The organism is Azospirillum lipoferum (assembly GCF_024170005.1).
In the GTDB taxonomy this organism is placed as follows: Bacteria; Pseudomonadota; Alphaproteobacteria; order Azospirillales; family Azospirillaceae; genus Azospirillum; species Azospirillum lipoferum.
The window spans coordinates 222410-246972 of the sequence record NZ_JALJXJ010000007.1 but is presented as its reverse complement, the minus strand read 5'-3'; the positions used below and the strand labels follow the sequence as shown (position 1 = coordinate 246972).

General features: G+C 68.4%; 23 protein-coding genes. 5 read left to right on the top strand and 18 right to left on the bottom strand.

What is annotated here, in order from left to right:
* Positions 1-26: 26 nt before the first annotated feature.
* The 11 genes from J2848_RS17395 to J2848_RS17345 all read right to left on the bottom strand — a co-directional run bounded on the left by J2848_RS17395 (position 27) and on the right by J2848_RS17345 (position 10686).
* Positions 27-989 carry a lysophospholipid acyltransferase family protein gene (locus J2848_RS17395; RefSeq protein WP_149232226.1) on the bottom strand — a complete coding sequence of 321 codons (963 nt, stop codon included), beginning with the start codon at positions 987-989 and terminating at the stop codon, positions 27-29.
* Entirely contained in the window at positions 986-1294 is a 309-nt protein-coding gene (locus J2848_RS17390) for an ApeI family dehydratase (RefSeq protein ID WP_211103174.1), read from the bottom strand. Before J2848_RS17390 ends, J2848_RS17395 begins: the two co-directional genes overlap by 4 nt.
* Positions 1295-1305: 11 nt before the next feature.
* Positions 1306-2664, bottom strand: coding sequence for an AMP-binding protein (locus tag J2848_RS17385; protein ID WP_211103175.1), 1359 nt, complete (start codon positions 2662-2664; stop codon positions 1306-1308).
* Positions 2661-3305 (bottom strand): COG4648 family protein, encoded by a 645-nt coding sequence (locus J2848_RS17380; RefSeq protein ID WP_149232227.1) that lies wholly within the window; start codon positions 3303-3305, stop codon positions 2661-2663. The genes J2848_RS17385 and J2848_RS17380 overlap by 4 nt, the downstream gene beginning before the upstream one ends.
* Positions 3305-3580, bottom strand: coding sequence for a phosphopantetheine-binding protein (locus tag J2848_RS17375; protein WP_149232228.1), 276 nt, complete (start codon positions 3578-3580; stop codon positions 3305-3307). The genes J2848_RS17380 and J2848_RS17375 overlap by 1 nt, the downstream gene beginning before the upstream one ends.
* A 464-nt stretch (positions 3581-4044) precedes the next feature.
* Entirely contained in the window at positions 4045-5520 is a 1476-nt protein-coding gene (locus tag J2848_RS17370) for a mannitol dehydrogenase family protein (protein WP_149232229.1), read from the bottom strand.
* A 190-nt stretch (positions 5521-5710) separates the two neighbouring features.
* On the bottom strand, positions 5711-6484 hold the full coding sequence (locus tag J2848_RS17365) for an L-iditol 2-dehydrogenase (RefSeq protein WP_149232230.1): 774 nt from the start codon (positions 6482-6484) through the stop codon (positions 5711-5713).
* A gap of 14 nt (positions 6485-6498) precedes the next feature.
* The gene (locus J2848_RS17360) at positions 6499-7527 is read right to left on the bottom strand and encodes an ABC transporter ATP-binding protein (RefSeq protein WP_149232231.1); all 1029 of its coding nucleotides are present in this window, start codon (positions 7525-7527) and stop codon (positions 6499-6501) included.
* Positions 7528-7541: 14 nt separating this feature from the next.
* On the bottom strand, positions 7542-8372 hold the full coding sequence (locus J2848_RS17355; protein WP_149232232.1) for a carbohydrate ABC transporter permease: 831 nt from the start codon (positions 8370-8372) through the stop codon (positions 7542-7544).
* 2 nt (positions 8373-8374) lie between these two features.
* Positions 8375-9247, bottom strand: a complete 873-nt coding sequence (locus J2848_RS17350) for a carbohydrate ABC transporter permease (protein WP_149232233.1) — start codon at positions 9245-9247, stop codon at positions 8375-8377.
* 128 nt (positions 9248-9375) lie between these two features.
* Positions 9376-10686, bottom strand: coding sequence for an ABC transporter substrate-binding protein (locus J2848_RS17345; protein ID WP_149232234.1), 1311 nt, complete (start codon positions 10684-10686; stop codon positions 9376-9378).
* A 431-nt stretch (positions 10687-11117) separates the two neighbouring features.
* Between J2848_RS17345 and J2848_RS17340 the strand changes: the two genes are divergently transcribed.
* Positions 11118-12323 carry an ROK family transcriptional regulator gene (locus tag J2848_RS17340; protein WP_149232235.1) on the top strand — a complete coding sequence of 402 codons (1206 nt, stop codon included), beginning with the start codon at positions 11118-11120 and terminating at the stop codon, positions 12321-12323.
* A 4-nt stretch (positions 12324-12327) separates the two neighbouring features.
* Here the strand turns inward: J2848_RS17340 and J2848_RS17335 are convergent, their stop codons facing one another.
* Entirely contained in the window at positions 12328-13800 is a 1473-nt protein-coding gene (locus J2848_RS17335) for an aminotransferase-like domain-containing protein (protein ID WP_149232236.1), read from the bottom strand.
* A 121-nt stretch (positions 13801-13921) separates the two neighbouring features.
* Positions 13922-15403: a cytochrome c oxidase accessory protein CcoG gene (gene ccoG / locus J2848_RS17330; RefSeq protein ID WP_149232237.1), complete on the bottom strand. Its 1482-nt coding sequence runs from the start codon at positions 15401-15403 to the stop codon at positions 13922-13924.
* Positions 15404-15726: 323 nt separating this feature from the next.
* On the opposite strand from ccoG, the gene J2848_RS17325 reads away from it, so the two are divergent.
* From J2848_RS17325 to J2848_RS17310, 4 genes are all read left to right on the top strand, one after another.
* Positions 15727-16065 (top strand): DUF1289 domain-containing protein, encoded by a 339-nt coding sequence (locus tag J2848_RS17325; protein ID WP_149232238.1) that lies wholly within the window; start codon positions 15727-15729, stop codon positions 16063-16065.
* Between the two features lie 89 nt (positions 16066-16154).
* The gene (locus tag J2848_RS17320) at positions 16155-18110 is read left to right on the top strand and encodes a TOL_0244 family TonB-dependent receptor (protein WP_149232239.1); all 1956 of its coding nucleotides are present in this window, start codon (positions 16155-16157) and stop codon (positions 18108-18110) included.
* 2 nt (positions 18111-18112) lie between these two features.
* Positions 18113-18643, top strand: a complete 531-nt coding sequence (locus J2848_RS17315; RefSeq protein ID WP_170307081.1) for a YfiR family protein — start codon at positions 18113-18115, stop codon at positions 18641-18643.
* Positions 18644-18662: 19 nt separating this feature from the next.
* Entirely contained in the window at positions 18663-20489 is a 1827-nt protein-coding gene (locus J2848_RS17310; protein ID WP_149232241.1) for an ATP-binding protein, read from the top strand.
* Here the strand turns inward: J2848_RS17310 and J2848_RS17305 are convergent.
* From J2848_RS17305 to J2848_RS17285, 5 genes are all read right to left on the bottom strand, one after another.
* Positions 20437-21252 carry an alpha/beta fold hydrolase gene (locus J2848_RS17305; RefSeq protein WP_149232242.1) on the bottom strand — a complete coding sequence of 272 codons (816 nt, stop codon included), beginning with the start codon at positions 21250-21252 and terminating at the stop codon, positions 20437-20439. The genes J2848_RS17310 and J2848_RS17305 overlap by 53 nt on opposite strands.
* A gap of 58 nt (positions 21253-21310) precedes the next feature.
* On the bottom strand, positions 21311-22000 hold the full coding sequence (locus J2848_RS17300) for an ABC transporter permease (protein WP_149232243.1): 690 nt from the start codon (positions 21998-22000) through the stop codon (positions 21311-21313).
* A gap of 2 nt (positions 22001-22002) precedes the next feature.
* Positions 22003-22707 (bottom strand): ABC transporter permease, encoded by a 705-nt coding sequence (locus tag J2848_RS17295; protein WP_149232244.1) that lies wholly within the window; start codon positions 22705-22707, stop codon positions 22003-22005.
* Positions 22708-22712: 5 nt separating this feature from the next.
* Complete coding sequence (locus J2848_RS17290) at positions 22713-23552, bottom strand: transporter substrate-binding domain-containing protein (RefSeq protein WP_149232245.1); 840 nt, start codon at positions 23550-23552, stop codon at positions 22713-22715.
* Between the two features lie 160 nt (positions 23553-23712).
* Entirely contained in the window at positions 23713-24555 is an 843-nt protein-coding gene (locus J2848_RS17285; RefSeq protein ID WP_149232246.1) for an ABC transporter ATP-binding protein, read from the bottom strand.
* Positions 24556-24563 lie beyond the last annotated feature (8 nt).

Here is a 24563-nt window from a genome sequence, read left to right as displayed (position 1 = left end):
CTGTGAGGATCGGGCGGCGGGCCGGTCTATTTCCAGAAATCATAGAAATTGAACCAGTTGTAGGGGGAGGACTGAGCGTAATGCTCCAGCCGGTCGGCGAAGCGCCCGGCCGCCCAGCGCACGAGGCCCGGCCGCTCCTGCACCGGCACGTCCGAGAAGTCGGCGATGCGTTCGAAATGGACGTCGTAGCACCGGCCGCCCTGGTACAGACCGACCATCAGCACCACTGGCCGCTTCAGCATCGCCGCAAGCTGGAAGGGGCCGAGAGCGAAGCCGGCGGGCTGGCCGAGGAAGGGCAGGCGCACCTCCTCCTCGCCGTCCAGGGTGCGGTCGGCCAGCATGCCGACGAAGTGGCCCTGGTCCAGCCTCTCACGCACGCGCAGCATCGAATCCGGCCGGCCCAGCCCGATCACCTCCATCGACAGCAGCGGGTTGATGGCATTGAGGACCGAATTGATCTTGCGGGCATTCTCCTCGTACATCACCAGACTGACGCGCAGATCACGCTGGCGGTGGCCCAGCATGCGGATCGCCTCGAAGCTGCCCATATGGGCGCCGAGCAGCAGGCAGCCCTCCCCCCGCTCCATAAGGTCGATCACGATGTCCTCGCCATGGACGCGGATGTCGAAATCGTCGGACTGGTCGTTCAGGAAGAAGACGCGGTCGAGCAGGCAGGCGGCGAAGACGTGATAATGGCGGAACAGGTCGCCGAAGCCGGGCGCGCGGCCCAGCGCCTTGGACAGGAACAGTGCCGACGCCCGGCGCGGCTTGCGCGAGAACAGGACGAAATAGAGGCAGATCGGATAGAGCAGAAGCCGCGCCGCCCTCCGGCCGAGCCGCAGGGCGACCCAGACGATGAACTTGATGGCGGTGGTGGTGCTGCGCTCCGGCCGGTTCATCCACTCCTTGCGGCGGCGCCGGCGCGGCGGCGGCGCGATGGGGGAGGCCGCGGTGTCGGCCGCCGGCTTGGCGCGCAGGGGGAGCTTCATGATGCGATGCTGCCAACCATGAGGGTGCAGTTCATCACGGGACGGCCTTCCACGCTGCCGGTGAAGGCGATGCCGCCGGTCGTGGTGGTTTGCCATTCGACCCGCATGCGCTCGCCGGGGCGGACGGGGGACAGGAACTTGGCGGCGCGCAGGCGGCAGGGTCCGGGGGCGAAGCCCTCCGCCGCCGCGATGGCGGTCAGTACGGTGTCGAGCAGCACCGCGCCGGGAATGACCGGGTTGCCGGGAAAATGGCCGGCGGCGGTGGGATGGTCGGCGGGGAACAGGATGTCGGTCTGGCTGGGCACGGCGGCGGCACCTAGTCGGGCCGGCTGTCGTCGAGCATCCGCAGCAGCGCCTCGCGCGGCAGCTTGCCGGTCGGGTTGCGCGGCAGGGCATCGACGAAGCGCAGGGGGCGCGGCAGGAAGATCGGGTCGATCCGCTCGCGCAGGCGGGCCAGCAGGGTCTCGGCGGTCAGGCCGGGGGCCACCACCAGGGCGGCGAGGCGGGTGGTCCCGCTGTCCCCTTCCCGCGGCATGAAGAAGACGCCGTCCGTCACCCCGTCGACCGAGTTCAGATGGTGGTTGAGGAAGGCGAGCGAGCTGCGCTTGCCGGCGATGTTGACCTGATCGGCGGAGCGGCCGTGCAGGATGAAGCGGGTATCGCTCTTCAACTCGATCACGTCGGCCAGTAGCGTCTCGCCGTCGAGGAAGTCGCCGGACGCCCAGGTGCCCTGCTCGTCCTGGCGCAGGCGGATGCCGTCGATGCACAGCCACTCCGCCGTGGCGCTGGTGCGGCGGACGGCGAGCTGGCCGGTCTCCGAACAGCCGTAGATCTCGTGCAGCGGCGCGCCGAGCTTCGCCTCCGCGTCGATGGCGAGCTGCGGCGCCAGGGGGGCGGTGGCGCAGAGGATGAAGTCGAGCGGCGGCAGATCGGTGCCGTCGGCCAGCAGGGCCTGAAGATGGACCGGCGTGGTGACCAGGATGCGGCGGCCGGGCAGGTCGGCGAGGCAGGCGGCGATGTCGGCGGGGAAGAGCGGGCGGCTGCCGTGCAGGACCAGACCGTGCTGGAGCGCCAGCAGGATGACCGATTCCAGCCCGTACATGTGCTGGTGCGGCACCGTGCCGACCAGACCGGCGGCGCCGAGCTTGGCGATTTCAAGGGCGGTGCCGGCGCCGTGGACGCTGCGGACCAGCGTGCCCCAGCTTTTCACCTGCGGCATCGGCCGGCCGGTGGAACCGGAGGTGAAGGCGATGGTCGCCACCTGATCGGCCGGGAAGGCAAGGTCGCCGTCGAAGGGCGAGCCGGCCAGCCTGTCGAGGCCGCCGGGGGGAAGCGCCTCGACGCAGGTCATGCCGGGATAGGTGGCGCCGGCGTCGGTCAGGCAGATCACGCCGGGATAGCTCTCTTCGAGCTGGCGCAGCGTTTCCGGCGTGTCGTTGGGGGGATGCAGGCTGATCTGCCGGCGCAGCAGGGCCGCACCGAGTGCGATGGCGAAGCCCAGCCGGTCGCCGCACAGATTCAGCAGATAGGCGCCGTCGGGCAGGCGGCGGGCCAGATCGCGCACGGCGGCGAGGTAGGTCCGCACCGTCACCGGACGGCCGTCATGCAGGGCGAACAGATCGTCGGCGCCGCCGTGGCGCAGCAGTGGCAGGCGGGTGGTGGACAGCATCGTCATGAATTGGGCCGCTCCGAAAAGACGCGGACGACGTCGGCGATGGAGCCGTGGGAATAGTTCCAGAACTTGCGCAGGCGGTAGGCGTATTCCGTCAGGAACATCGCCGCCACCAGCGGCAGGTCGAGGACGTTGATGAAGAAGGACCAGACCGCCGGCGGGGCAACGCAGAACAGCAGGGCCGACATCGCCAGCTGGCCGGCGAAGAACAGGCACCAGGCGATGGTGACGCGGCGGGTGTAGACCAGCATCTCGTCGGTCAGGCTGCCGCGGATGCGCCGGGCGATCCAGGTGATCAGCGGCTCGCGCCCGGCCAGCAGGGTGCGGCCGAACAGGGCGAGCAGCCCGACATAGATAGCGGCATGGCTGATCGCCGAGGCGGCCAGCAGCCCGTCGCGGGCGGAGCGCCAGGACAGGCCGAACAGGGCGATGGCGCCGGCCAGCGCGATCCAGCGGAAGCGGGGTGCGGCGCGGCCGACCACCAGCCCGGTCACGCCCGCCTGCACCAGCGCCAGGGCGAGGGCGGTGTCGGCGTCGAGGTCGGCGACGATGGCGCCATGGACCAGCAGGGGATAGAGCGCGAAGAGCGACAGGCCGGCGCCCACCGCGGCCCCACCCCTGGTCCAGGCGGCGGCGGACGGCATCAGGCGGCTTTGAGCTGTTGGATGTGGCTGTTCAGGGTGCGAAGCGAGGCGAAAATCTTGGTGTTGTTCTCGTCATCCGCCCGCAGCTTCACCCCGTGGGTCTTGGAGACGGCGAGCGCCACCTCCAGGATGTCGATGGAATCGAGGCCCAGCCCTTCGCCATAGAGGGGGGCGTCCGGGTCGATGTCCTCCGGGTCGGCTTCCAGGGTGAGGGTGTTCACGATCAGCGTCGCCAGATCAAGTTCGGTCGGCGACAGGGCCTTCAAGTCACTCATCATGCCTCACTAAAGCAACGCCTGTCACTCCTGGGATATTCTACCCCTTTGGATATAACCATTGGGTATAGAAAGCCGTATTGGAATGCCAGGATTCGCAATTTCAGACGTTACGATAGCTACGCACCCGAGGCGATGCCATCATTATTTTGGAGTGACCGGTTTGTTTTGTTAAAGATTGAGTTTGTTTCTAGGGATGACGGCCGGGGTCGTTACCGGGGGCTGAATGCCCCCCTGAATGAGACATTTGGAACGCTATGGAACAGTTTCCGGCGGTGTGATCAGTGTTTCATGCAGAGACAAAAACGCCCTCTCCCGGTGCGGGAGGGGGCGTTTTGTCGTGGCATGAATGAGGAAAACTTGACCCGGAAACTCTAACCCCAGGTCGAGCCTCGGACCACCGAAAGCTTCAAAATACGCCTTGCCTCAGCATATGAGCGGTCGGGTTATGGCGGGCAAGTCCTTCAGCTGGCTCTGCCGGTATAGCGTTCCAGCACGGCGCGGGTACCGTCCGCCCACAGGGCGCGCAGGGCAGTGGAGAAGGCGTCGCGGAAGGGCTGGGCCCGGCCGACTTCGCCATAGACGTCCTCCATGTCGAGCCATGCGGTCGGCTCGTTGCGGGCGGCCTTGGCAACCTGGGTCAGCCGGTCCCAGTTGGGATCGTTCGGCTCGATCGGCTGGCCGCCTTCGTCCGTCCCGAAGCAGTAGCGGCACCACAGCGCCGATTCCAGCGCCAGCCCCTCGATGCCGGCACCGGCCTTCAGGCGGTCGGCGATGGATGGGACGATGAATTTCGGCTGGCGGTTGGAGCCGTCCAGGCAGAGGCGGCGGATGGTGTCCTTGATCTTGGGATTGCCGAAGCGGCGCTCGATGATGGCGAAATAGGCGGCGAGGTCGGTGCCCGGCACCGGCGGGACGGTGGGGATGATCTCCTCCCGCTCCACCCTTTGCAGGAAGGCGCGGATCAGCGGGGTTTCCATCGCCTCGTGCGCGTAGGTGATGCCGAGCAGCCCGGCCGGATAGGCGATCACCGCATGGCCGCCATTGAGGATGCGGATCTTCATGGTCTCGAAGGGTGTCACGTCGGGGACGAACTGCACCCCCACCGCCTCCAGCGCCGGGCGGCCGGCGGAGAAGCGGTCCTCCAGCACCCACTGCGTGAAGTCCTCGCAGAAGACCGGCCAGTTGTCGGCGATGCCGAAATCGCGGTCGAGGGTTTCGCGCTCCTGCACGCCGGTGGCCGGGGTGATGCGGTCGACCATGCCGTTGGGGAAGGCGACGGCGGAGTCGATCCAGGCGGCGAGGTCGGTGTCGATCTCCTTGGCGATGCCGAGCACGGCGTTGCGGGTGACGACGCCGTTGTGGGGGATGTTGTCGCAGGACATGACGGTGAAGGGCACCGTGCCGGCGGCGCGGCGGCGGGCCAGACCGGCGACGATCAGGCCGAAGATTGTGGTCGGGCGGGAGGGCACGGCGATGTCGGCGCGGATCGCCGGATGGCTGGCATCGAACTTGCCGGCGGCGTCGATGTAATAGCCGCCCTCCGTCACCGTCAGCGAGACGATGCGGATGGCGGGGTCAGCCAGCTTGGCGATGATGGCCTCGCTGTCGCCGACCGGCAGCATGCCGACCATGGCGCCGGTGACGCGGGCGAGGCTCTGCGCGCCGGATTGCTCGACCACGGTGGTCAGCCAGTCCTGGCCCTCCAGCGCGTCGCGCATGCGCTGGTCCGACGGCATCACGCCGGCGCCGAGGATGGCCCAGTCATTGTCGCGGCCCTGGGCGAACAGGCTGTCGAGATAGACCGCCTGATGGGCGCGGTGGAAGTTGCCGATGCCGAAATGCAGGATCCCGGCGGTCAGCGCGGAACGGTCATAAGCCGGCACCGATGCCCGCGCGGCGATGTCCGGGAGGGTGGCGGCGGAAAGGGCGATGGTCATGGCGGTGTCCTGCGGGGGATCGGGGGATCCTCCCTCTCCCCCCCGGGGAGAGGGTCGGGGTGAGGGGGACGCATGGCGTGAAGTCGGTGGGCGGCGTGGAGTCCGCGATTCTTGAGAGTCCTCGCGGTGCATCCCCCTCACCCTAACCCTCTCCCCGGGGGGAGAGGGGATGGTTTCCGGGGGAGGGTCTTCAACTCATCCAGTTGCCGCCGTCGACGTTGTAGGTCTGGGCGACGATATAGTCGGCCTCCCGGCTCGCCAGGAAGATCGCCATGCCGGTCAGGTCCTCGGCGCGGCCCATGCGGCCGAAGGGGACCGCTTCGCCGACCATGCGCTTCTTCTCGCCGGGCTGGAGGCCCTCATGCTTGGCGAACAGGGCGTCGACGCCGTCCCAATGCTCGCCATCGACCACGCCGGGGGCGATGGCGTTGACGTTGATGCCATGGCGGATCAGGTCGAGGCCGGCCGACTGGGTCAGGCTGATCACCGCCGCCTTGGTGGCGCAATAGACGGCGACCAGCGCTTCGCCGCGCCGCCCGGCCTGGGAGGCCATGTTGATGATCTTGCCGCCGCGGCCCTGCGCGATCATCCGCTTCGCCACCGCCTGGAGCGTGAACAGAGTGCCGGCGACGTTGATCGAGAAGAGGCGGTCATAGCTCTCCCGTGTGATCTCGACGATCGGGGCGAGGTCGAACAGGGCGGCATTGTTGATCAGGATGTCGACGCCGCCGGCCCGCTCCACCACCGCGGCGACGGCGGCGTCGATGGAGGACTGGCTGGTGACGTCGAGCGCCGCGGCATAGGCGCCGGGGCCGATCTCCGCCGCCGCCTTCTCCGCCGCGGCGAGGTTGATGTCGGCGATGGCGACGGTTGCCCCCTCCGCGACATAGGCGGCGGCGAAGGCGCGGCCGATGCCGCGGGCGGCGCCTGTGACGATCGCCGATTTTCCGTCGAGACGTTTCATCGGAATGGACCCTTTCAAGCCACTTTCATGCCCGCCGCCGCGGAGGACAGGGCGTTGCCCTGACCATCGAAGCGGTGGAGCTTTTCGGTTTGCGGCGTCAGCCAGACGCGGTCGCCGTGACGCACCGGGAACTCGCCGCCGGCCCGCGCCACCAGCGTGCCGATGCCCTCCACCTGCACATAGACGAAGGTGTCGGAGCCCAGATGTTCGGACACGGTGACGGTGCCGGCCCAGCGGCCGCTTTCGGTGGACAAAATCAGATGTTCAGGCCGGATGCCGATGCAGTCGGCGCCGTCGCCGCGCGCGGACTCGCCCTCGATGAAGTTCATGCGGGGGGAGCCGATGAAACCGGCGACGAAGCGGTTGCGCGGACGGCTGTAGAGTTCGATGGGAGAGCCCACCTGCTCGATCCGGCCGGCGTTCAGCACCACGATCTTGTCGGCCATGGTCATGGCCTCCACCTGATCGTGGGTCACATAGATCATGGTGGTGCCGAGGCTGGCGTGCAGCTCGGAGATTTCCAGGCGCATGTTGACGCGGAGTGCGGCGTCCAGGTTCGACAGCGGCTCGTCGAACAGGAAGGCGGTCGGCTCGCGGACGATGGCGCGGCCGATGGCGACACGCTGGCGCTGGCCGCCGGAGAGCTGGCCGGGACGGCGGTCGAGATAGTTGGTGAGGTTCAGCACCTTGGCCGCCGCCTCCACCTTGCGGTCGATGGCGGACTTGTCCAGCCGGGCCATCTTCAGCGGGAAGGCGATGTTGTTGCGCACGGTCATGTGCGGATAGAGCGCGTAGGACTGGAACACCATCGCCAGCCCGCGCTGGGCGGGCGGCAGGGCGGTGGCGTCCTTGCCGTCGATGCGGATGGTGCCGGACGACACGTCCTCCAGCCCGGCGATCAGGCGCAGCAGCGTGGACTTGCCGCAGCCCGACGGGCCGACGAACACCACGAATTCGCCATTGCCGATGGAAAGGTCCAGCGGCGGGATGACGTCGATCTCGCCGAAGCTTTTGGTGACGCGGTCGAGCGTGATCTGACCCATAGCGGGTTCCCCCCTTACTTCACGGCGCCGAAGGTCAGGCCGCGCACCAGCTGCTTCTGGCTGAACCAGCCGAGAACCAGGATCGGCGCGACCGCCATGGTCGAGGCGGCCGACAGTTTCGCGTAGAACAGCCCCTCCGGGCTCGAATAGCTGGCGATGAAGGCGGTCAGCGGCGCCGACTGCGAGGCGGACAGGTTCAGCGTCCAGAAGGCCTCGTTCCATGCCAGGATGATGTTCAGCAGCAGGGTGGAGGCGATGCCGGGCACCGCCATCGGCAGGAGGACGAACAGGATCTCGTCGCGCAGGCCGGCGCCGTCCATCCGTGAGGCTTCCAGGATCTCGCCCGGGATTTCGCGGAAGTAGGTGAACAGCATCCAGACGATGATCGGCAGGTTGATCAGCGTCAGCACGATGACCAGGCCGATGCGGCTGTCGAGCAGCCCGAAATCGCGGAACAGCAGGTAGATCGGGATCAGCACGCCGACCGGCGGCAGCATCTTGGTCGACAGCATCCACATCAGCACGTCGCGGGTGCGCTTGCCGGGCACGAAGGCCATCGACCAGGCGGCGGGGACCGCGACCAGCAGGCCAAGAAGCGTCGAGCCGACCGAGATGACCACCGAGTTCCAGAAATGGAGGAAATAGTCGGACCGCTGCTGGACCTCGGCATAATTCTCCAGCGTCCAGTGGAAGGCGAGGAAGGTCGGCGGGGCCGCCACCGCCTCGGCCTCCGTCTTGAAGCTGGTCAGGGCGGTCCACAGGATGGGGAAGAAGATCACGATCCCGACGGTCCAGGCGATCAGGGTCACGACCAGCATGCGGCGGTTGGTTGCAGCGCGCGCCATGGTCAGATGTCCAGGTTGCGGCCGATCATCCTCATCAGGAAGACGGCGACGATGTTGGCGAGGACGACGGCGACGATGCCGCCCGCGGAGCCGCCGCCGACATCGAACTGCAGCAGCGATTGGGCATAGACGAGATAGGTGATGTTGGTGGTGGCGGTGCCGGGGCCGCCGTTGGTCGTCACCAGGATCTCGGCGAAGACCGACAGCAGGAAGATGGTCTGGATCAGCGTCACCACCGTCATCGCACGCGCCAGATGGGGCAGGATGATGTGGATGAAGCGGTCGAGTGCTCCGGCGCCGTCCATCTCCGCCGCCTCCAGCCTTTCGCGGTCGAGCGACTGGAGGGCGGTCAGCAGGATCAGCGTGGCGAAGGGCAGCCACTGCCACGTCACGATCAGGATGATCGAGGACAGCGGCGCCTCGGCCAGGAAGTCGAAGGGCTGGAGCCCCACCCCCTTCGCGATGGCGGCGAACAGGCCGTTCACCGGGTTCATCAGCATGTTCTTCCATACCAGCGCCGAGACGGTGGGCATGACGAAGAAGGGCGCGATGACCAGAAGGCGGACGATGCCGCGCCCCCAGAAGGGCTGGTCGAGCAGCAGGGCCAGCCCGATCCCGCCGGCGATGGTCAGCACCAGCACCCCGCCGACGAGCGCCAGCGTGTTGCCGAGGGCGGAGAAGAAGGCCGGATCGGTGAGGAAATACTGGTAGTTCAGCGTGCCGATGAACTCCTCCGTCCCCGGCATCAGCAGGTTGTAGCGGAGGAAGGAGAAGTAGAGCGTCATCACGAGCGGGATCAGCATCCAGCCGAGCAGCAGGATGACGGCCGGAGACATCGTCAGGCGCGCGGCTGCACGCGAATGTGCGGTGGCCATGGCTCGACCCTTGGGTAGCGGCGTTGCGGGGCGCGGCCATCTTCCGCCGCCATGCCCGTGAAGGCCGGAATGACGGCGGAAGATGGCTTTGCCATGATCGGACAGGACGGAAGGTCAGGCGTGTCCGCTTACTTGATGTAGCCGGCCTTGGTCATCTCGCGGGTGGCGAGCGTCTGGGCGGTCTGCAGGGCCTGATCGGCGGTCGTCTGGCCGGCGAGCGCGGCGGAGAAGGCTTGGCCCACAGCCGTGCCGATGCCCTGGAACTCGGGGATGGCGACGAACTGCACGCCGGTGTAGGGGACCGGCTGGACCGTCGGGTGCTGCGGATCGGCGGCCTGGATCGACTTCAGCGTCAGGTCGGCGAAGGGAGCGGCCTTGCGGTATTCAGGGTTGGCATAGAGCGAGCTGCGGGTGCCCGGCGGCACGTTGGCCCAGCCCTCCTCCTTGGCGACGAGGTCGAGATACTCCTTGGAGGTCGCCCAGGCGATGAAGGCCTGCGCGGCGTCGCCCTTCTTGCTGCTGGCGGGAATTCCCAGGCTCCAGGCCCACAGCCAGTTGGACCGCTTGCCGAGACCGGTATCGGGGGCCAGCGCGTAGCCGACCTTGTCCGCCACCTTGCTCTGCGCCGGGTTGGAGACGAAGGAGGCGGCGACGGTGGCGTCGATCCACATCGCGCATTTGCCCGACTGGAACAGCGCCAGATTCTCGTTGAAGCCGTTGGAGGAGGCGCCCGGCGGGCCGGCATCCTTCATCAGGCCGAGATAGGTGGTCAGCGTCTGCTTCCACGGATCGGTGTTGAACTGCGGCTTCCAGTTCATGTCGAACCAGCTGGCGCCGAAGGAGTTCGCCATGGCGCTGAGGAAGGCCATGTTCTCGCCCCAGCCGGCCTTGCCGCGCAGGCAGATGCCGTAGACCTCGGCCTTCTTGTCGGTCAGCTTGCGCGCCGCGTCGGAGACGAAGGCCCAGGTCGGCGCCTCCGGCATGGTCAGGCCGGCCTTCTCGAACAGGTCCTTGCGGTACATGACCATCGAGCTTTCGCCGTAGAAGGGCGCGGCATAGAGGGTGCCGTCGGTGGTCAGGCCGTTGCGGATGGAGGGCAGCAGATCCTCGACGTCATAGTTGGCGCCGAGCTTGGTCAGCGGCATCAGCCACTTCTGCTTGGTCCAGATCGGAACCTCGTAGGTGCCGATGGTCATGATGTCGTACTGGCCGCCCTTGGCGGCGATGTCGGTGGTGACGCGCTGGCGCAGCACATTCTCTTCCAGCGTCACCCAGTTCAGCGTGATGTCGGGATGCGCCTTGGTGAAATGCTCCGACAGCTTCTGCATGCGGATCATGTCGCCGTTGTTCACCGTGGCGATGGACAGCGTTTCCGCCTGGGCGGAGCTGCCGAGAAACGCGGCGACGGCCGCGCCGATCAAGGAAAGCGCACGCTTCATTCCTGTTTTCCTCCCCAATGTCCTGCCCGGCCGCGCCCTGGCTCTGGTCCCGCCGGCCTTTGCGACTGATCGCCCGACATCCGGATGCTCTGCGGCAACTGGTTTGTGGAGCGCACTAACAATGTGACTCAGCCTGAGGCTGGGTGCAATAGATAAATCACACTGATTTTGATATCCGGAGAGGTATGACGCCGGTTTTGCCGCGAGTGGCGGATGGGATTGGTATATATATGACAGAAGGAATAAGCCGGATTCGCCGCCGTCCTTGTGCCGTTGGAGTGCCGCTTGCTAGGGTGGCGACGTTACAACGCTGATCGATAAGAGGGATTATTGCAGTGGTTAATCGGCGTTAAATAAATCACTTTGATTTTGTTAGGATTGGTTGTTATACGGACTATTGCTGGGTTTCAAGGCGGAGAGGCGGCGGGAGGATGCGGGGCGGCGACACCACCGGGCTGCGCGCCTACAACGAGCGGCTGGTCATGCATGCGCTGTTGCAGGCCGGCATGCTGTCCAAGGCGGAAATCGCGCGGGAGACCGGGCTGAGCGGGCAGGCGGCGTCGGTGATCGTCAACCGGCTGCTGGAGGACGGCCTGCTGGTCAAGCTCGACAAGGTGCGCGGGCAGGTCGGCCAGCCATCCACCCCGATCGCGCCGAATCCGGAAGGTGCCTATGCGCTGGGGGTGAAGATCGGCCGGCGCAGTGTCGAGTCGATCCTGATCAACCTGCTGGGGGAGGAGCTGGGGGCGAGCCGGGTGCGCTATGACGCGCCGCTGCCGGAGCCGACGATCGCCACCGCGATCGCCCAGGCGTCCGGGCTGCTGGCGCATCTGTCGCCGGCGGCGCGCGCGCGGGTGGTCGGGCTGGGCATCGCCATGCCGGACGAAATCCATGCCTGGTCGGCGGAGCTGGGGCTGGCGCCGGGGGCGCTGGACGGCTGGCGCGATGCCGACATCTGCGGCGCCTTCGCGCGCGAGACCGGATTGCCGGTGACGCTCTACAACGACGCCGCGGCGGCCTGCGCGGCGGAGATGATCGCCGGCGACGCCATCACCAGCCGCAGCGCGCTGTACATCTATCTCGGCACCTTCATCGGCGGCGGGGTGGTGATCGACGGCCGGCTGTACCGGGGGGAGCAGGGCAATGCCGGCGCCATCGGGTCGATGCCCACCGGACCGACCGGGCCGGGCACTCCACCGGGGCAGCTGATCCACAGCGCCTCGGTCTTCCTGCTGGAACGCGCATTGGAGGCTGCCGGGATCGATCCGTCGGCGGCGCTGTCGGCCACATTGCCGGACGGGGCCGGGGAGAAGGCGGATGCCATCTTTGACGCCTGGGCGGAAACGGCCTGCGCCGAGCTGTCGCGCGGCGTCGTCTCGGCGCTGAGCGTCATCGACTTCCAGGAGGTGGTGGTCGACGGCTTCCTGCCGCCGTCCTGGCGCGACCGCTTCACGCAGCGGCTGTCGGCGGCGGTCGGGTGCTTCAACCGGTCGGGGTTGAAGGCCGCACCGGTGATGGCCGGTTCCATCGGGCCGATGGCCCGCGTGCTGGGGGCGGCGATGCTGCCGCTGAAGGCGCGATTCTCGCCCGACACCGATCTGCTGGTGCGGTCGGGCATGGCGCGGGATCTCGTCTGAAGCCTCAGATCACGATGCCAGCCAGGGCGGGGCTCTGGTCCAGGGCGTCGGCGAGGGTTTCCAGCATGCGGCAGCAGTCGGCGCGGCCGATGGGGGCGCCCAGGCAGATGCGCAGGGCCTCCGGCGCCGTGCCGGCGGTCAGGAAGGTGTCGCTGACGGCGGCGGCGATGCCGTGGCTGCGCAGATATGCCGCGAATTCGCCGCGGGTCCAGGCCGGCGGCAGGCTCAGCCACAAATGGAAGCCTTGCGCATGGGCGGTCGCCGTGGCCGGCGGCAGGAGGTCGCGCGCCATGCCCTGGCGGGCCGAGGCCTCGGCTCGGATGGCGGTCAGCAGCGCGTCGGCGGTGCCGTCGGTGATCCATTGGGTGGCGATGGCGGCGGGGACCGGCGGGGTGCCGAGGATGGTGGCGCGCTGGGCGGCGGCCAGCCGCATCGCCTGACGGCTGTCGGGGGCTGCGACATAGGTGATGCGCAGGCCGGGTGCCACGCATTTGGCGAGGCCGACGACGTGGAAGGTCACGTCGGGCGCCAGGGCGGCGATGGGCGGCGGGGCGTCCTGCGGCAGCACGCCGTAGATGTCGTCCTCGATGATCGGGATGTTGTGGTCGCGGGCGATGGCGGCGATGGCGGCGCGCCGTTCCGCCGGCAGGGTCGCCGTGGTCGGGTTGTGCAGGGTGGGGGTGCAGTAAAGGGCCTTCGGGGCATGGGCCGCCACCGCGGCGCGCAGGGCGTCGGGATCGAGGCCGTCGCCGTCCATCGCCACCCCGACCACCCGCAGGCCGAGCTGCCGGGCGATGGCCTTGAAGCCGGGATAGGTCAGCGCCTCCGTACAGACAATGTCGCCGGGGCGGGTCAGCATGCAGAGCAGGGCCAGCAGGGCGGATTGCGTGCCGGGGCAGACGACGATGCGGCCGGGATCGTCGAGGTTCGGCAGGCGTTTGGCGAGCCAGCCCGCGCCGGCGGCGCGGTCCTCCTCCGCGCTGCGGAACCCGGCACCGGTCTCCGGGTAGCGCAGCAGCGCCTGCGGGTCGAGCCGCAGCATCGCCTGGGCCAAACCGCGGCGCACGCGGTCCAGCAGGTCCGGAGCATCGGGCAGCGGCGGCTGGTTCATCGTCATGTCGATGACCGCGGCCGGGGCGGTGGAGGTCGGGCGGGTCGGGGCGGCCTCGACCGGCGGACTGTTCGGCGCCGTGTTCCGTGCGCTGACGAAGGTGCCCTGGCCGACGCGGGCGTCGAGCAGGCCGCGGCGGCGGGCCTCGCTGTAGGCGCGGCTGACGGTGGTCAGGTCGACGCCCAGCCGGTCGGCCAGCAGGCGTTGCGGCGGCAGCCGCTGTCCGGCCGCCAGCCGGCCGGCGGCGATGTCGTCGGCAAGGGCGTCGGCGATGGCGAGATAGACCGGCTTGGCACGGTTGGTCAGGTCGGGCTGCCAGATGGCGGTATCCGCCGGGTCGGCTTGTCCTGCGTATTCGGATTGCATGGATGTCCTGGCCGTTCCCTTGCCTGCATGCTGCGGCACCGTCCGCATCATATGCGTGTTTGGGTGCAGGTGCCATCCCCTCTCCCGGGGTGGGAGAGGGCGATTCACGTTGCGCGACCGGTCACGGCGCCAGGAAGACGCTGTCGTGTCTGGCCGGTTGGCCGGCGCCGGTGTCGGGGGTCAGGGTGACGGTCACCGGGGTGGAGGAGGCCGGCAGCGCCGCCTGCGGCACGCGGACCTGGATGCGGTAGGTCTCCACCGCGTTGGCGCGGGCGGACAGCGACAGTTCGCCGGCCTCGCTGCCGTCGCCGGACAGGCTGAGGCTCGCCTGCGGCAGACCCGACAGGGTCAGGCGATAGTGGCGCTCGGTCAGCGACATGTTGGAAATCTTGATGGTGTAGGCGTTCTGGATGCGGCCGTCGGTCAGCGTGACGAACAGCGGCGCCCGGTCGCGCAGGACGGAGACGTCGTTGCTGGACTTCATCGCCAGCGCGATCGCCATCACCCCGCCGACCACCACCAGCATCAGGCCATAGACGATGGTGCGCGGCCGGATCAGGCGGTAGCGGGCGGGCGGCGTGCCGGTCGCCTTGGCGGCCTGTGCCGTCAGAGTGTCGAAGCGGATCAGGTCGCCGGGCCGGCCGATGCGGGCCATCACGTCGTTGCAGGCGTCGACGCACAGGCCGCAGCCGATGCATTCCATCTGGATGCCGTCACGGATGTCGATGCCGGTCGGGCAGACCTGCACGCACTGGTCGCAGTCGATGCAGTCGCCCTGGCCCTTGTGGGTGCGGGTGTCCCACCCCTCGCTTTTGCGCAAGGGGGCCCGCCCTTCGCCGCGCCAGTCCTGATAGGTGACGACCAGGCTCTCCTCGTCCAGCATCGCGGCCTGGATACGCGGCCATGGGCAGACGTAGAAGCACATCTGTTCGCGCATGAAGCCGGCCATGGCGTAGGTGCAGGCGGCGATGAACAGGACCGACCCGGCGGCGAGTGCGGAGGCGTCGAAGCGCAGCAGATCGACCGCGAGCGCCGGCGCGTCGGTCAGATAGGCGATGCCGAGGAAACCGGTGACCAGCGAGACCGCCAGCCACGCCGCATGCTTGACCGTCTTCTTCGCCAGCCAGCCGGCGGTCCAGGGATGCTTGTCCAGCCGGATGCGGTCGCCGCGGTCGCCCTCCACCCGCCGCTCCACCCAGACGAACAGGTCGGTCCACACCGTCTGCGGACAGGTGAAGCCGCACCAGACCCGCCCGCCCAGCGCCGTCGCCAGGAACAGCCCGATGGCGGCGATGATCATCACGCCGGTGATGTAATAGACATGCTGCGGCCACAGTTGCAGGGCGAAGATGTAGAAGCGCTGGCTGCCCAGGTCGAACAGCACCGCCTGATCGGGCAGACCCGGTCCGCGATCCCAGCGCAACCAGGGCAGGACGGCGAACAGCGCCAGCAGCACCACGCCCAGCACCGTCTTCATACGCCGGTATCGCCCGCGCACCGCCTTGGGATGGATCTTGCGGTGGGGAGCATAAGCCGGCGGCGGGTCCGGATTGGCGGCCGCATGGTCGGGGCGGCGGGTGATGATGGGCGCATCGCTGGGCATGGATCACCTGGCACGAAGAGGAGGTCCGGCCACCTGCCCGCACCGGCAGGCGTATGGAGGGGTGGCCATCCGACAATGTAGTTTGTATGGATTATTTGTAGGGATTCGGCAAGTCGATGGTGGGGCCGCCGTGGCTTGCGAGGGCCGAATGCGGCGGTATGTCGCATCTTTGTATGGAATTACTCTTCCGGATATCCCTACATCCTGATGGCTTGGAAGGAATGCCCGGTCGCCTGCATGTCACCCTTCCGCCGGCCGCCATTGCCGGACGGGCGTCCCGGTGCACATTGTCGTCGACCGGAGACGACCACGCGGCAGGTCCCATGAGCGGAAAGCTGAGCAAAAAGGCATCGGGAACGGACACCGGCAATCCCTGCATCGGCCTCTGCCGCTTCGGCGGGGGCGGTGCCTGCCTGGGCTGCCACCGCAGCAAGGCGGAGGTGAAGGGGTGGAAACGGCTGAGCGACACGGCCAAGGCGGCGATCAACGAGAGGATCCGCCAAGGCGTCGAAGCGGGATCGGTTGAAGGGAAGGCGCCGCGCAAGCGGCTGCGCAAGCTCGACAGGAAGATCTGCAAGCTGGAGTCGAAGCTCGCCCTGCTGCGGGCGGAGCGTGAGCGGGTGGCAGACTCCGGTGGTCAGACGCCCGAAAGCTCCAGGTAAAACTCGGCCGTTCCGCCTAGCGGGAGGTCACGCTCAAGGCTGCTATAAAGCTCGTTCGTGCAGACACTGAACAGAGCAAGCAAGCATCCATGCCAGGGCCAGCCTTCCGTCGCGAGAGCCGGTGCGACAGGATCGAGGGGGCAGGCGGTCCGGCCCGCAGGCTGGGCGCCATCCTGTCGCTGTCGCTGCTTCTGGTCCCCCATGCCGCGCCGGCCCAGACAATCGAGGATCTGTCGACCCTGTCGATCGAGGAGCTGGGGGCGATCAAGGTCACCTCGATCTCAAAGCGGCCGGAACCGCTGAGCGATGCGGCGGCGGCGGTCTATGTCATCACGGCGGAGGACATCCGGCGGTCCGGCGCCACCAGCCTGCCCGAAGCGCTGCGGCTGGCGCCCAACCTGGAGGTCGCGCGGCTGAACACCGCCGGCTATACCGTCACCGCCCGCGGCTTCAACTCGCCGGAATCCTCCAACAAGCTCCAGGTTATGGTCGACGGCCGCAGCGTCTATTCGCCGGTCGCCTCCACCGTCTTCTGGGAAGGGGTGAACGTCCCCCTGTCGGAGATCGAGCGGATCGAGGTGGTCAGCGGCCCCGGCGGCACGCTGTGGGGTGCCAACGCGGTCAACGGCGTCGTCAACGTCATCACCCGCTCCGCCGGCGACAGCACCGGCGGATTCGCCGAGGTCGGCGCCGGCTCCGGCGAGCGCAACGGCACGCTGCGCTATGGCGTGAAGGCGGCGGATGGCGCGATGGCGCTGCGCGGCTATCTGACCGGCTTCGACCGGCGCAGCAGCTTCGCGGTGACGCGGGGCGATGCCTCGACCGACGCCTTCGACGGGTCGCAGGCCGGATTCCGGCTGGATGGCAAGACGGGGGACGGGGCGGCGGGCGGGGCGGCGTCGTACACCCTTCAGGGCGATCTGTACCGCAACCATACGGAATGGCTCGACACCACGCTGCATGGCGGGAACCTGCTCGGGCGCTGGACGCACAAGCTGGGCGACGGGTCGTCGGTGCAGCTCCAGGCCTATTACGACCAGCAGAACCGCGACTATCTGGTCGCGACCGACCGGGTGCAGACCTTCGACGTCCAGGCCCAGCACAATGTGGCGCTGGGCAGCCGGCACCAGCTGGTCTGGGGGGCGCAGTACCGGGTGTGGCAGTCGGCCTTCCGCTCCCTGGTGGCCTTCGGTTTTCCGGACGAGGACAAGACGATCTCGCTGGGCAGCCTGTTCGCCCAGGACGAGGTGACGCTGGCCCCGAAGCTGAAGCTGACGGTCGGCCTGAAGGCCGAATACAACAGCTATTCCGGCTTCGACCTGCTGCCCAACCTGCGGCTCGCCTGGCGGCTGTCGGATGCGCACATGTTGTGGACGGCGGTCAGCCGGTCGGTGCGCACGCCGTCACGCATCGATCGCGAGCTGTCGGGCGGCGGCATCCTGGCGCCCTCGCCGGATTTCCAGTCGGAGCGGCTGACCGCCTACGAAGTGGGCTATCGCGGCCAGCCCACGGCGAACAGCCGGGTGGCGCTGTCGGCCTTCTACAATGTCTATGACGACTTGCGCACCACCAGCATGACCGGTGGCGGCCTGCCGATCATGCTGCGCAACGACATGGAGGGCAGCACCTATGGTGTGGAAGGCTGGGGCAGCTATGGGCTGACCAGCTGGTGGACCCTGCATGCCGGGGCCAACTGGCTGCACAAGAGCCTGCGGCTGAAGCCGGGGGCGAATGACCTGTCGCGCTTTCAGGCCGCGGGGCAGGATCCGGCCTATCAGCTCCAGCTGCGCTCGCGGATGAACCTGACGCCGGAGGTGGAGTTCGACGCCACCCTGCGCCGGGTCGGCCGGGTCGCGGTGTCGAACGTCCCGGCCTATACCGAGGCCGACCTGCATCTGGGCTGGCACGTCACCCCGGCGCTGGAGCTGTCGCTGTTCGGCCAGAATCTGCTGCATGCCCGCCATCTGGAGGCCTACGACCCGTCCAACAATGCGCCGCGCGCCATCGGGCGGAGCATCTACGCCCGCCTGCGGGTGGGGTTCTGAGCGTGGAGGAGCGACCCATCCGCTGGGGCGGTCCGCTGGCGCTGGGCCTGCTGCTGGTGCTGGCCGGTGCGCCGGGGCCGGTCGCGGCGGCAGAACCGCTGGAGGCGGCGGTGAAGGCGACCTTCCTCTACAAGTTCATCGCTTTCGTCACCTGGCCGCAGAGCGCCTTTGCCACGACCGACAGCCCGTTCCGTCTCTGCGTGGAAGGGGTGGACCCGTTCGGCGAGCTGCTGGACCGTGTCGTCGCCGGGCAGAGCGCCGGCGGCCGGCCGATCGAGCTGGTGCGGCGGCCACGCTTCGAAAGAGGGTCCGGCTGCCATCTGCTCTATGGGACGGTGCCGATGGACCGGCAGCGCGGCGAGCCGGTTCTGACGGTCAGCGATGCCGATGCGCCGGGCGGATCGGGAGCCGGAGCCGTTATCACCTTCGTGCTGCGCGAGGATCGGGTCCGCTTCGTCATCGATGCGGCGGCGGCCCAGGACAACCGGCTGGCGATCAGTTCCAAGCTGATGAGTCTGGCGGTTCGGCAATGAGAAAGCGGGAGGGGGCGACGTGACCGATCTGGCCGGATTCTGGCGGCACACGCCGCGCCTGACCGCACTGGCGGTGGCGATCCTGCTGATCGCCGGCGGGCTGATGGCGATGGTCAGCGAAAAGGCCTATCGCGACGAGCGGGCAGGCGACGTGGAGGTGCAGGCGCGGATCCTGGCAGCCACCGTTACCGCGGCGCTGAGCTTCAACGATCGGAACGCCGCCGGCGAATATGTGGCGGCGCTGTCCGCCAGCCCGGAATTCGAGGCGGCCGGCGTCTATGACGGCAATGGTCGCCTGTTCGCCGCCCATACCGCGGGCGGTATGCTGCCGGTGCCGCAGGCTGCCGAGCCGTTGGGCCACCATTTCGATGGCGACCATCTGACGGTGACCGTACCGGTGATGCAGGATGGGGGAGCCATCGGCAGCGTGTCGCTGCGCACGCAGGTGGAGCCCTTCGCCCGCCGGGCCGAGCGCTATGTCGGCATGGCGCTGCTGCTGGCGATGACTTTGCTGATCGTGCTGGTGCTTGGCGCGGCGCAGGCGGCGCTGACGCGGGCCAACCGCGATCTGGCGGAGCAGGCGCGCGACCTGTCCGCCGCCAACGGGGCGCTGAACGCCGAGATCGCCGAGCGCGAGAAGGTCGAGGCCGCCCTGCGCCAGAGCCAGAAGATGGAGGCGATGGGCCAGCTGACCGGCGGCATCGCCCATGACTTCAACAACCTGCTCCAGGCGCTGGCGAGCTGCCTTCAGCTGGTCGGGCGGCGGGCGAAGGAGCCGTCGATCCAGCCGCTGCTGGAAACCGGGCATCAGGCGATCGACCGCGGCGCCAAGCTGGTGCAGCAGCTGATGGCCTTCGCCCGCCGGCAGACCCTGCGGCCGGAGCCGATGGACGTCCGCGACCGGCTGCTGGGCATGGCCGACCTGCTGACCCGCGCCATCCGCGCCGACATCACGCTGGAGACGCAGGTCGAACCGGGGCTGTGGCCGGTGGAGGTCGATCCGACCCAGTTCGAACTGGCGATCCTGAACCTTGCCGTCAATGCCCGCGACGCCATGCCGGAGGGCGGGCGGCTGCGCGTCACCGCGCGCAACCGGCCGGCGATTGGGGCCAGCGGCGATCTGGTGCAGGTGACGGTCGCCGACACCGGCACCGGCATGGAGCCGGAGGTGAAGGCCCGCGTCTTCGAGCCGTTTTTCACCACAAAGGAGGTCGGCAAGGGCTCCGGCCTCGGGCTGGCGCAGGTGTACGGCTTCACCCGGCAATCGTCGGGGCGGGTGGAGATCGACAGCGCTCCCGGCCGGGGCACCGCCGTCTCGCTGTTCCTGCCGCGGACGGCCAAGCCGGTGGCGGCCCCGGCGGCCGAACGGGCGCTGGACACCGCTCGCGGGGCGGGTCGGCGCCTGCTGCTGGTGGAGGACGATCCCGTCGTCGGCAGCATGGTGGCGGCGGCGCTCGACGAGATCGGCTATGCCGTGCTGCGCGCCGCCAATGCGGAGGAGGCACTGGGGCTGCTGACCGACGGGGATCTGCGGATCGACCTGCTGTTCAGCGACGTGGTGATGCCGGGGGCGATGAACGGCGTCGACCTCGCCCATACCGCCCGGCGCCTGCGGCCTGGCCTGCCGGTCGTGTTGACCACCGGCTACAGCGAGGACATCGCCCGCATCGAAGGGGTGCGGGTGCTGCCGAAGCCCTATCGCGTGGGTGCGTTGGCGGAACTGCTGGATGCCGCGCTGGGTGAGGGGGATGCACAGGATGGATCTTCGGGAAAAATGCCGCCGCGCGACCCCCTCACCCTAACCCTCTCCCCGGGGGGGAGAGGGGATTCTTCAGGAAATCCCTGATCGCCTCGACCACCGCGTCCTCGCATTCGCGGTGGGGGACATGGCCGGTGTCGGGCAGCAGGCGGACGGTGCCGCGCCCGGCGGCGATGCGGGCGGGGTGTTCGGCCGAACCGTATTCGTCGCGGTCGCCATGCAGGGCCAGCACCGGACAGCGGACCTCCGCCAGGGCGGCGTCCAGGGTCCAGCCGGCAAAGGCGGGGGACAGCCAGCTTTCGGTCCAGGCATCGGCCACCCAGCGCGCCTTGCCGCCATGGTATCGCGCCAGCCGGGCGAGCTGTGCCGGGTCCTGGAAGCCCTGCTTCGCCTCGCGGATTCCGGCCAGCGTGCGGTCCTCGACGAAGGCTTGCGCGGCGATGGTCACCAGCGCGCGGCAGCGGGAGGGGAAGCGCGCCGCCGTCTCCACCGCCATGCCGCCGCCGACGCTGTGGCCGCAGGCGATGAAATCACCGATGCCGAGATGGTCGAGCAGGAGGGGAACAATATCCCGCGCCTCCGCCGCGACGAAGCCGAGGGTCAGCGTGCCGGGATGAGGATCGGAGCGGCCGAAGCCCAGCCGGTCATAGGCGACGACCCGCCGCGCCGTCGCCGCAGCGAGGTGGGCCGGGAAGCTGCGCCACAGGTCGACGCAGCCGAGCGAATCGTGGAACAGCAGGATCGGCGGCAGTGATGCGGACGCATCGGGCGTCCAGTCCTTGACAGAGAGGCGGCCGGAGCCATCGGGGAGGGGGATGAGGCGGTCCTGGTCGCTGACGGCGGTGGTCATGTCGTCCGGTTGCTGGTGCAGTCGAAGCCGGACGGCAGGATAGCATGAATGCGGCGCTTCAGGCCCGCGCCCGCAGATGGGGGGTCATGCGCCATTCGGCGTGCTTGATCAGGCGGGTGGCGATGAAGTTGATCAGCAGGTAGAGGATGCCGGCGACGATGAAGATCTCGAACACCGCGAAGGTCTGGGCGATCATCCGACGGGCGACGCCGGTGATCTCCATCATCGTGATGGTGCTGGCGAGCGAGCTGGCCTTCACCATCAGGATCACCTCGTTGCCGTAGGCCGGCAGCATCTGGCGGATCGCCACCGGCAGGACGATGCGGCGGAAAACCCGCAGCCGCGACATGCCGCAGGCCCGCGCCGCCTCCACCTGTCCCTGCGGCACGGTTTCGATGGCGCCGCGCAGGATCTCGGCGGTGTAGGCGCCGGTGTTGAGCGCCAGCGCCAGGATGGCGCACCACATCGGCTGGCTGAGGACGGGCCAGAGGAAACTGTCGCGGATGAACTCGATCTGGCTGAGGCCATAATAGATCAGGAAGATCTGCACCAGCAGCGGCGTGCCGCGGAAGACGAAGCTGTAGGCCGAGGTGAGCGCCACCGCCACCCGGTTGCCGGACAGCCGCAGCAGGGCGGTGGCGAAGGCCAGAACCGCACCGAAGGCCAGCGCCAGCGTCACCAGTTGCAGGGTCAGGGGCAGGGCCGCCAGCAGGCGCGGCAGGCTGTCCCACATCAGGGTCCAGTTCATCGTCAGGCCCTCCGCACGCCGCGGCTCGCATAGCGCTCGGCCCGCTGGAACGCCGTCGTCGAGACGGTGGTGAGCGCGAGGTAGAGCAAGGCGGCGACGCTGTAGAACAGGAAGGATTGCCGGGTGGAGCCGGCGGCGGTGTGGGCGACGCGCATGATCTCGGCCAATGCGGTGACGGAGATGAGTGCCGTGTCCTTCAGCGTCAGCTGCCAGACATTGCCCAGGCCGGGCAGGGCGAAGCGCAGGGTCTGCGGCACCAGGACCCGGCGCAGGATGCGCCAGCGCCCCATGCCGCAGGCCCGCGCCGCCTCGATCTGGCCGTAGGGAACCGACTTAACGGCGCCGCGGATGACCTCGGTCGAATAGGCGCCGGAAATCAGGCCGACGGCGGCGACGCCGATGGAGAAGGCGTTCAGCTCGATGAGGCCGCCGTAGCCGAAGACGCCGGCCACCGCCATGATCATGCCCGAACCGCCGAAGAACAGCAGGTAGATCACCAGAAGTTCGGGCACGCCGCGCACGGCGGTGGTGTAAAGTTCCGCCAGACCCCTCAGCAGCAGGCTGTCGCTGAGCTTGGCGGCGGCGCCGGCGGCCCCGAAGGCGAGACCCAGCAGGAAGGACGAGAGCGCGACCGCGATGGTCATCGCCGTCCCGGACAGGAGCTGTGGGCCCCAGCCGTGCAGCCCGGAGGTGAGGAGATCCAGCATCGCGGTCACCGCACCGAAACGTCGTAGCCGAAATGCTTCTGGCTCAAGGTCGCGATGGTGCCGTCCTTGCCGGCATCGGCGATGGCCTTGTCCAGCCGTCCCTTCAGCTCGGCATCGGCCTTGCGCAGGCCGACACCCATGCCTTCGCCCAGCACGCCGCGGGTCATTGCCGGGCCGAACAGGGTCATGCCCTCGTTGCCGCTGGCGCGCATGAGCGCCTCGATCGGCGACCGGTCGCCGAAGATGGCGTCGACGCGGCCGGCGGCCAGATCGATGGCGGCGTTGTCGATCTTGTCGTAATTGCGCACCGTCACGTCCGGCAGGTGCTTTTCCAGGAAATCGACCTGGATGGTCGAGGTCTGGACGCCCACCGTCCTGCCCTTCAGCAGGGCGGCCAGCTTGGCGATCGCCGGCTTGGCCGCCGCCTCGTCGGCGAGGTCGACGCGGTCGACACCGACGCCGCTACCGGCCAGCTTGGAGGTTTTCAGGGTGGCGAAGGTCGATTGTTCGGTGCCGTAGGGACCGGCGAAGGCGATGACCTTCTTGCGCTCGTCGGTGATGGTCATGCCGGCCATGATGGCGTCGATCTTGCCCTGCTGGAGCGACGGGATCATGCCGTCCCAATCCATCGCCACCAGCTCGCAGTCGGCTTCGATCCGCTTGCACAGGTCCCAGGCGAGGTCGATTTCGAAGCCGACCAGCTTGCCCGAGGAATCCATGCCGTTCCACGGCGCGAAGGCGCCTTCCGAGGCGATGCGGATTTTCTTCGCGTCCTTCGCCATCGCCGGAACGGCGCTGCCGGTCGCCAGGGCGCCCAGCACCAGAGCCAAAAGGATCTTCTTCATTGGTTGGTATCCTGTGTTCGTTTGTCCGCTCAGGCCCGTTTTTTTGAGATCCGGCCCGGCCGCGGAGCGGCGGACTTTGGCACGGGCCTCCGTCGGCCGTCATCGTCGCGAAGGCCGTGAACCCTGCGCCTCTGTGGCGCACCCCCCTTTTGGGGGCCGTTCAGGCGGCGGAAAGGTGGCGGGAGAGGAACTGGCGCACGCGGTCGGAATCCGGGTTGGTCAGCACCCTGTCGGGCGCCCCTTCCTCCTCGATGCGGCCCTGGTGGAGGAAGACGACCTTGGAGGAGACCTCGCGGGCGAAGTCCATCTCGTGCGTCACCAGGATCATGGTGCGCCCCTCGTCCGCCAACTGGCGGATGACGCGCAGAACCTCGCCGACCAGCTCGGGGTCGAGTGCCGAGGTCGGCTCGTCGAACAGCATCACCTTCGGCTGCATGGCGAGCGCGCGGGCGATGGCGGCGCGCTGCTGCTGGCCGCCGGAGAGCTGGACCGGGTAGCAATCGGCCTTGCCCAGGATGCCGACCTTGTCCAGCAGGCTTCTCGCGAGGTCGATGGCCTCGCCCTTCGGCACGCCCAGCACATGCACCGGCGCCTCGATCACGTTCTCCAGGATGGTCATGTGAGTCCAGAGATTGAAGTTCTGGAACACCATGCCGAGGCGGGTGCGGATGCGGTCGACCTGACGGGAGTTGGCCGGCATGGTCCGTCCGCGCGCCGTCTTCATCGCGATGGTCTCGCCGCAGATGGTGATGCGGCCCTCGTCCGGGACCTCCAGCATGTTGATGCAGCGCAGAAGCGTGCTCTTGCCCGAGCCGGACGAGCCGATCAGCGTGATGACGTCGCCTTCGCGGGCGGTCAGCGACACGCCCTTCAGCACCTCCAGCGATCCGAACCGCTTGTGGATGCCGTCCGCCTGGACGGCGACCGCGGCGGTGGGGTTGGAGGGCGGGTGGCGGTGGGCCGGCCCGTCCCGGCCGACGCTGGCGATAAGATGCTGGTCCATGCGGCGTC

Coding starts and splice junctions, on each gene's coding strand:
- J2848_RS17395 (WP_149232226.1), bottom strand. CDS start 989: ATGAAGCTCCCCCTGCGCGCCAAGCCGGCGGCCGACACCGCGGCCTCC.
- J2848_RS17305 (WP_149232242.1), bottom strand. CDS start 21,252: ATGACCACCGCCGTCAGCGACCAGGACCGCCTCATCCCCCTCCCCGAT.
- J2848_RS17285 (WP_149232246.1), bottom strand. CDS start 24,555: ATGGACCAGCATCTTATCGCCAGCGTCGGCCGGGACGGGCCGGCCCAC.
- J2848_RS17320 (WP_149232239.1), top strand. CDS start 16,155: ATGCCAGGGCCAGCCTTCCGTCGCGAGAGCCGGTGCGACAGGATCGAG.
- J2848_RS17340 (WP_149232235.1), top strand. CDS start 11,118: ATGCGGGGCGGCGACACCACCGGGCTGCGCGCCTACAACGAGCGGCTG.
- J2848_RS17370 (WP_149232229.1), bottom strand. CDS start 5,520: ATGACCATCGCCCTTTCCGCCGCCACCCTCCCGGACATCGCCGCGCGG.
- J2848_RS17300 (WP_149232243.1), bottom strand. CDS start 22,000: ATGAACTGGACCCTGATGTGGGACAGCCTGCCGCGCCTGCTGGCGGCC.
- J2848_RS17345 (WP_149232234.1), bottom strand. CDS start 10,686: ATGAAGCGTGCGCTTTCCTTGATCGGCGCGGCCGTCGCCGCGTTTCTC.
- J2848_RS17350 (WP_149232233.1), bottom strand. CDS start 9,247: ATGGCCACCGCACATTCGCGTGCAGCCGCGCGCCTGACGATGTCTCCG.
- J2848_RS17355 (WP_149232232.1), bottom strand. CDS start 8,372: ATGGCGCGCGCTGCAACCAACCGCCGCATGCTGGTCGTGACCCTGATC.
- J2848_RS17365 (WP_149232230.1), bottom strand. CDS start 6,484: ATGAAACGTCTCGACGGAAAATCGGCGATCGTCACAGGCGCCGCCCGC.
- J2848_RS17290 (WP_149232245.1), bottom strand. CDS start 23,552: ATGAAGAAGATCCTTTTGGCTCTGGTGCTGGGCGCCCTGGCGACCGGC.
- J2848_RS17295 (WP_149232244.1), bottom strand. CDS start 22,707: ATGCTGGATCTCCTCACCTCCGGGCTGCACGGCTGGGGCCCACAGCTC.
- J2848_RS17325 (WP_149232238.1), top strand. CDS start 15,727: ATGAGCGGAAAGCTGAGCAAAAAGGCATCGGGAACGGACACCGGCAAT.
- J2848_RS17380 (WP_149232227.1), bottom strand. CDS start 3,305: ATGCCGTCCGCCGCCGCCTGGACCAGGGGTGGGGCCGCGGTGGGCGCC.
- J2848_RS17375 (WP_149232228.1), bottom strand. CDS start 3,580: ATGAGTGACTTGAAGGCCCTGTCGCCGACCGAACTTGATCTGGCGACG.
- ccoG (WP_149232237.1), bottom strand. CDS start 15,403: ATGCCCAGCGATGCGCCCATCATCACCCGCCGCCCCGACCATGCGGCC.
- J2848_RS17385 (WP_211103175.1), bottom strand. CDS start 2,664: ATGACGATGCTGTCCACCACCCGCCTGCCACTGCTGCGCCACGGCGGC.
- J2848_RS17360 (WP_149232231.1), bottom strand. CDS start 7,527: ATGGGTCAGATCACGCTCGACCGCGTCACCAAAAGCTTCGGCGAGATC.
- J2848_RS17335 (WP_149232236.1), bottom strand. CDS start 13,800: ATGCAATCCGAATACGCAGGACAAGCCGACCCGGCGGATACCGCCATC.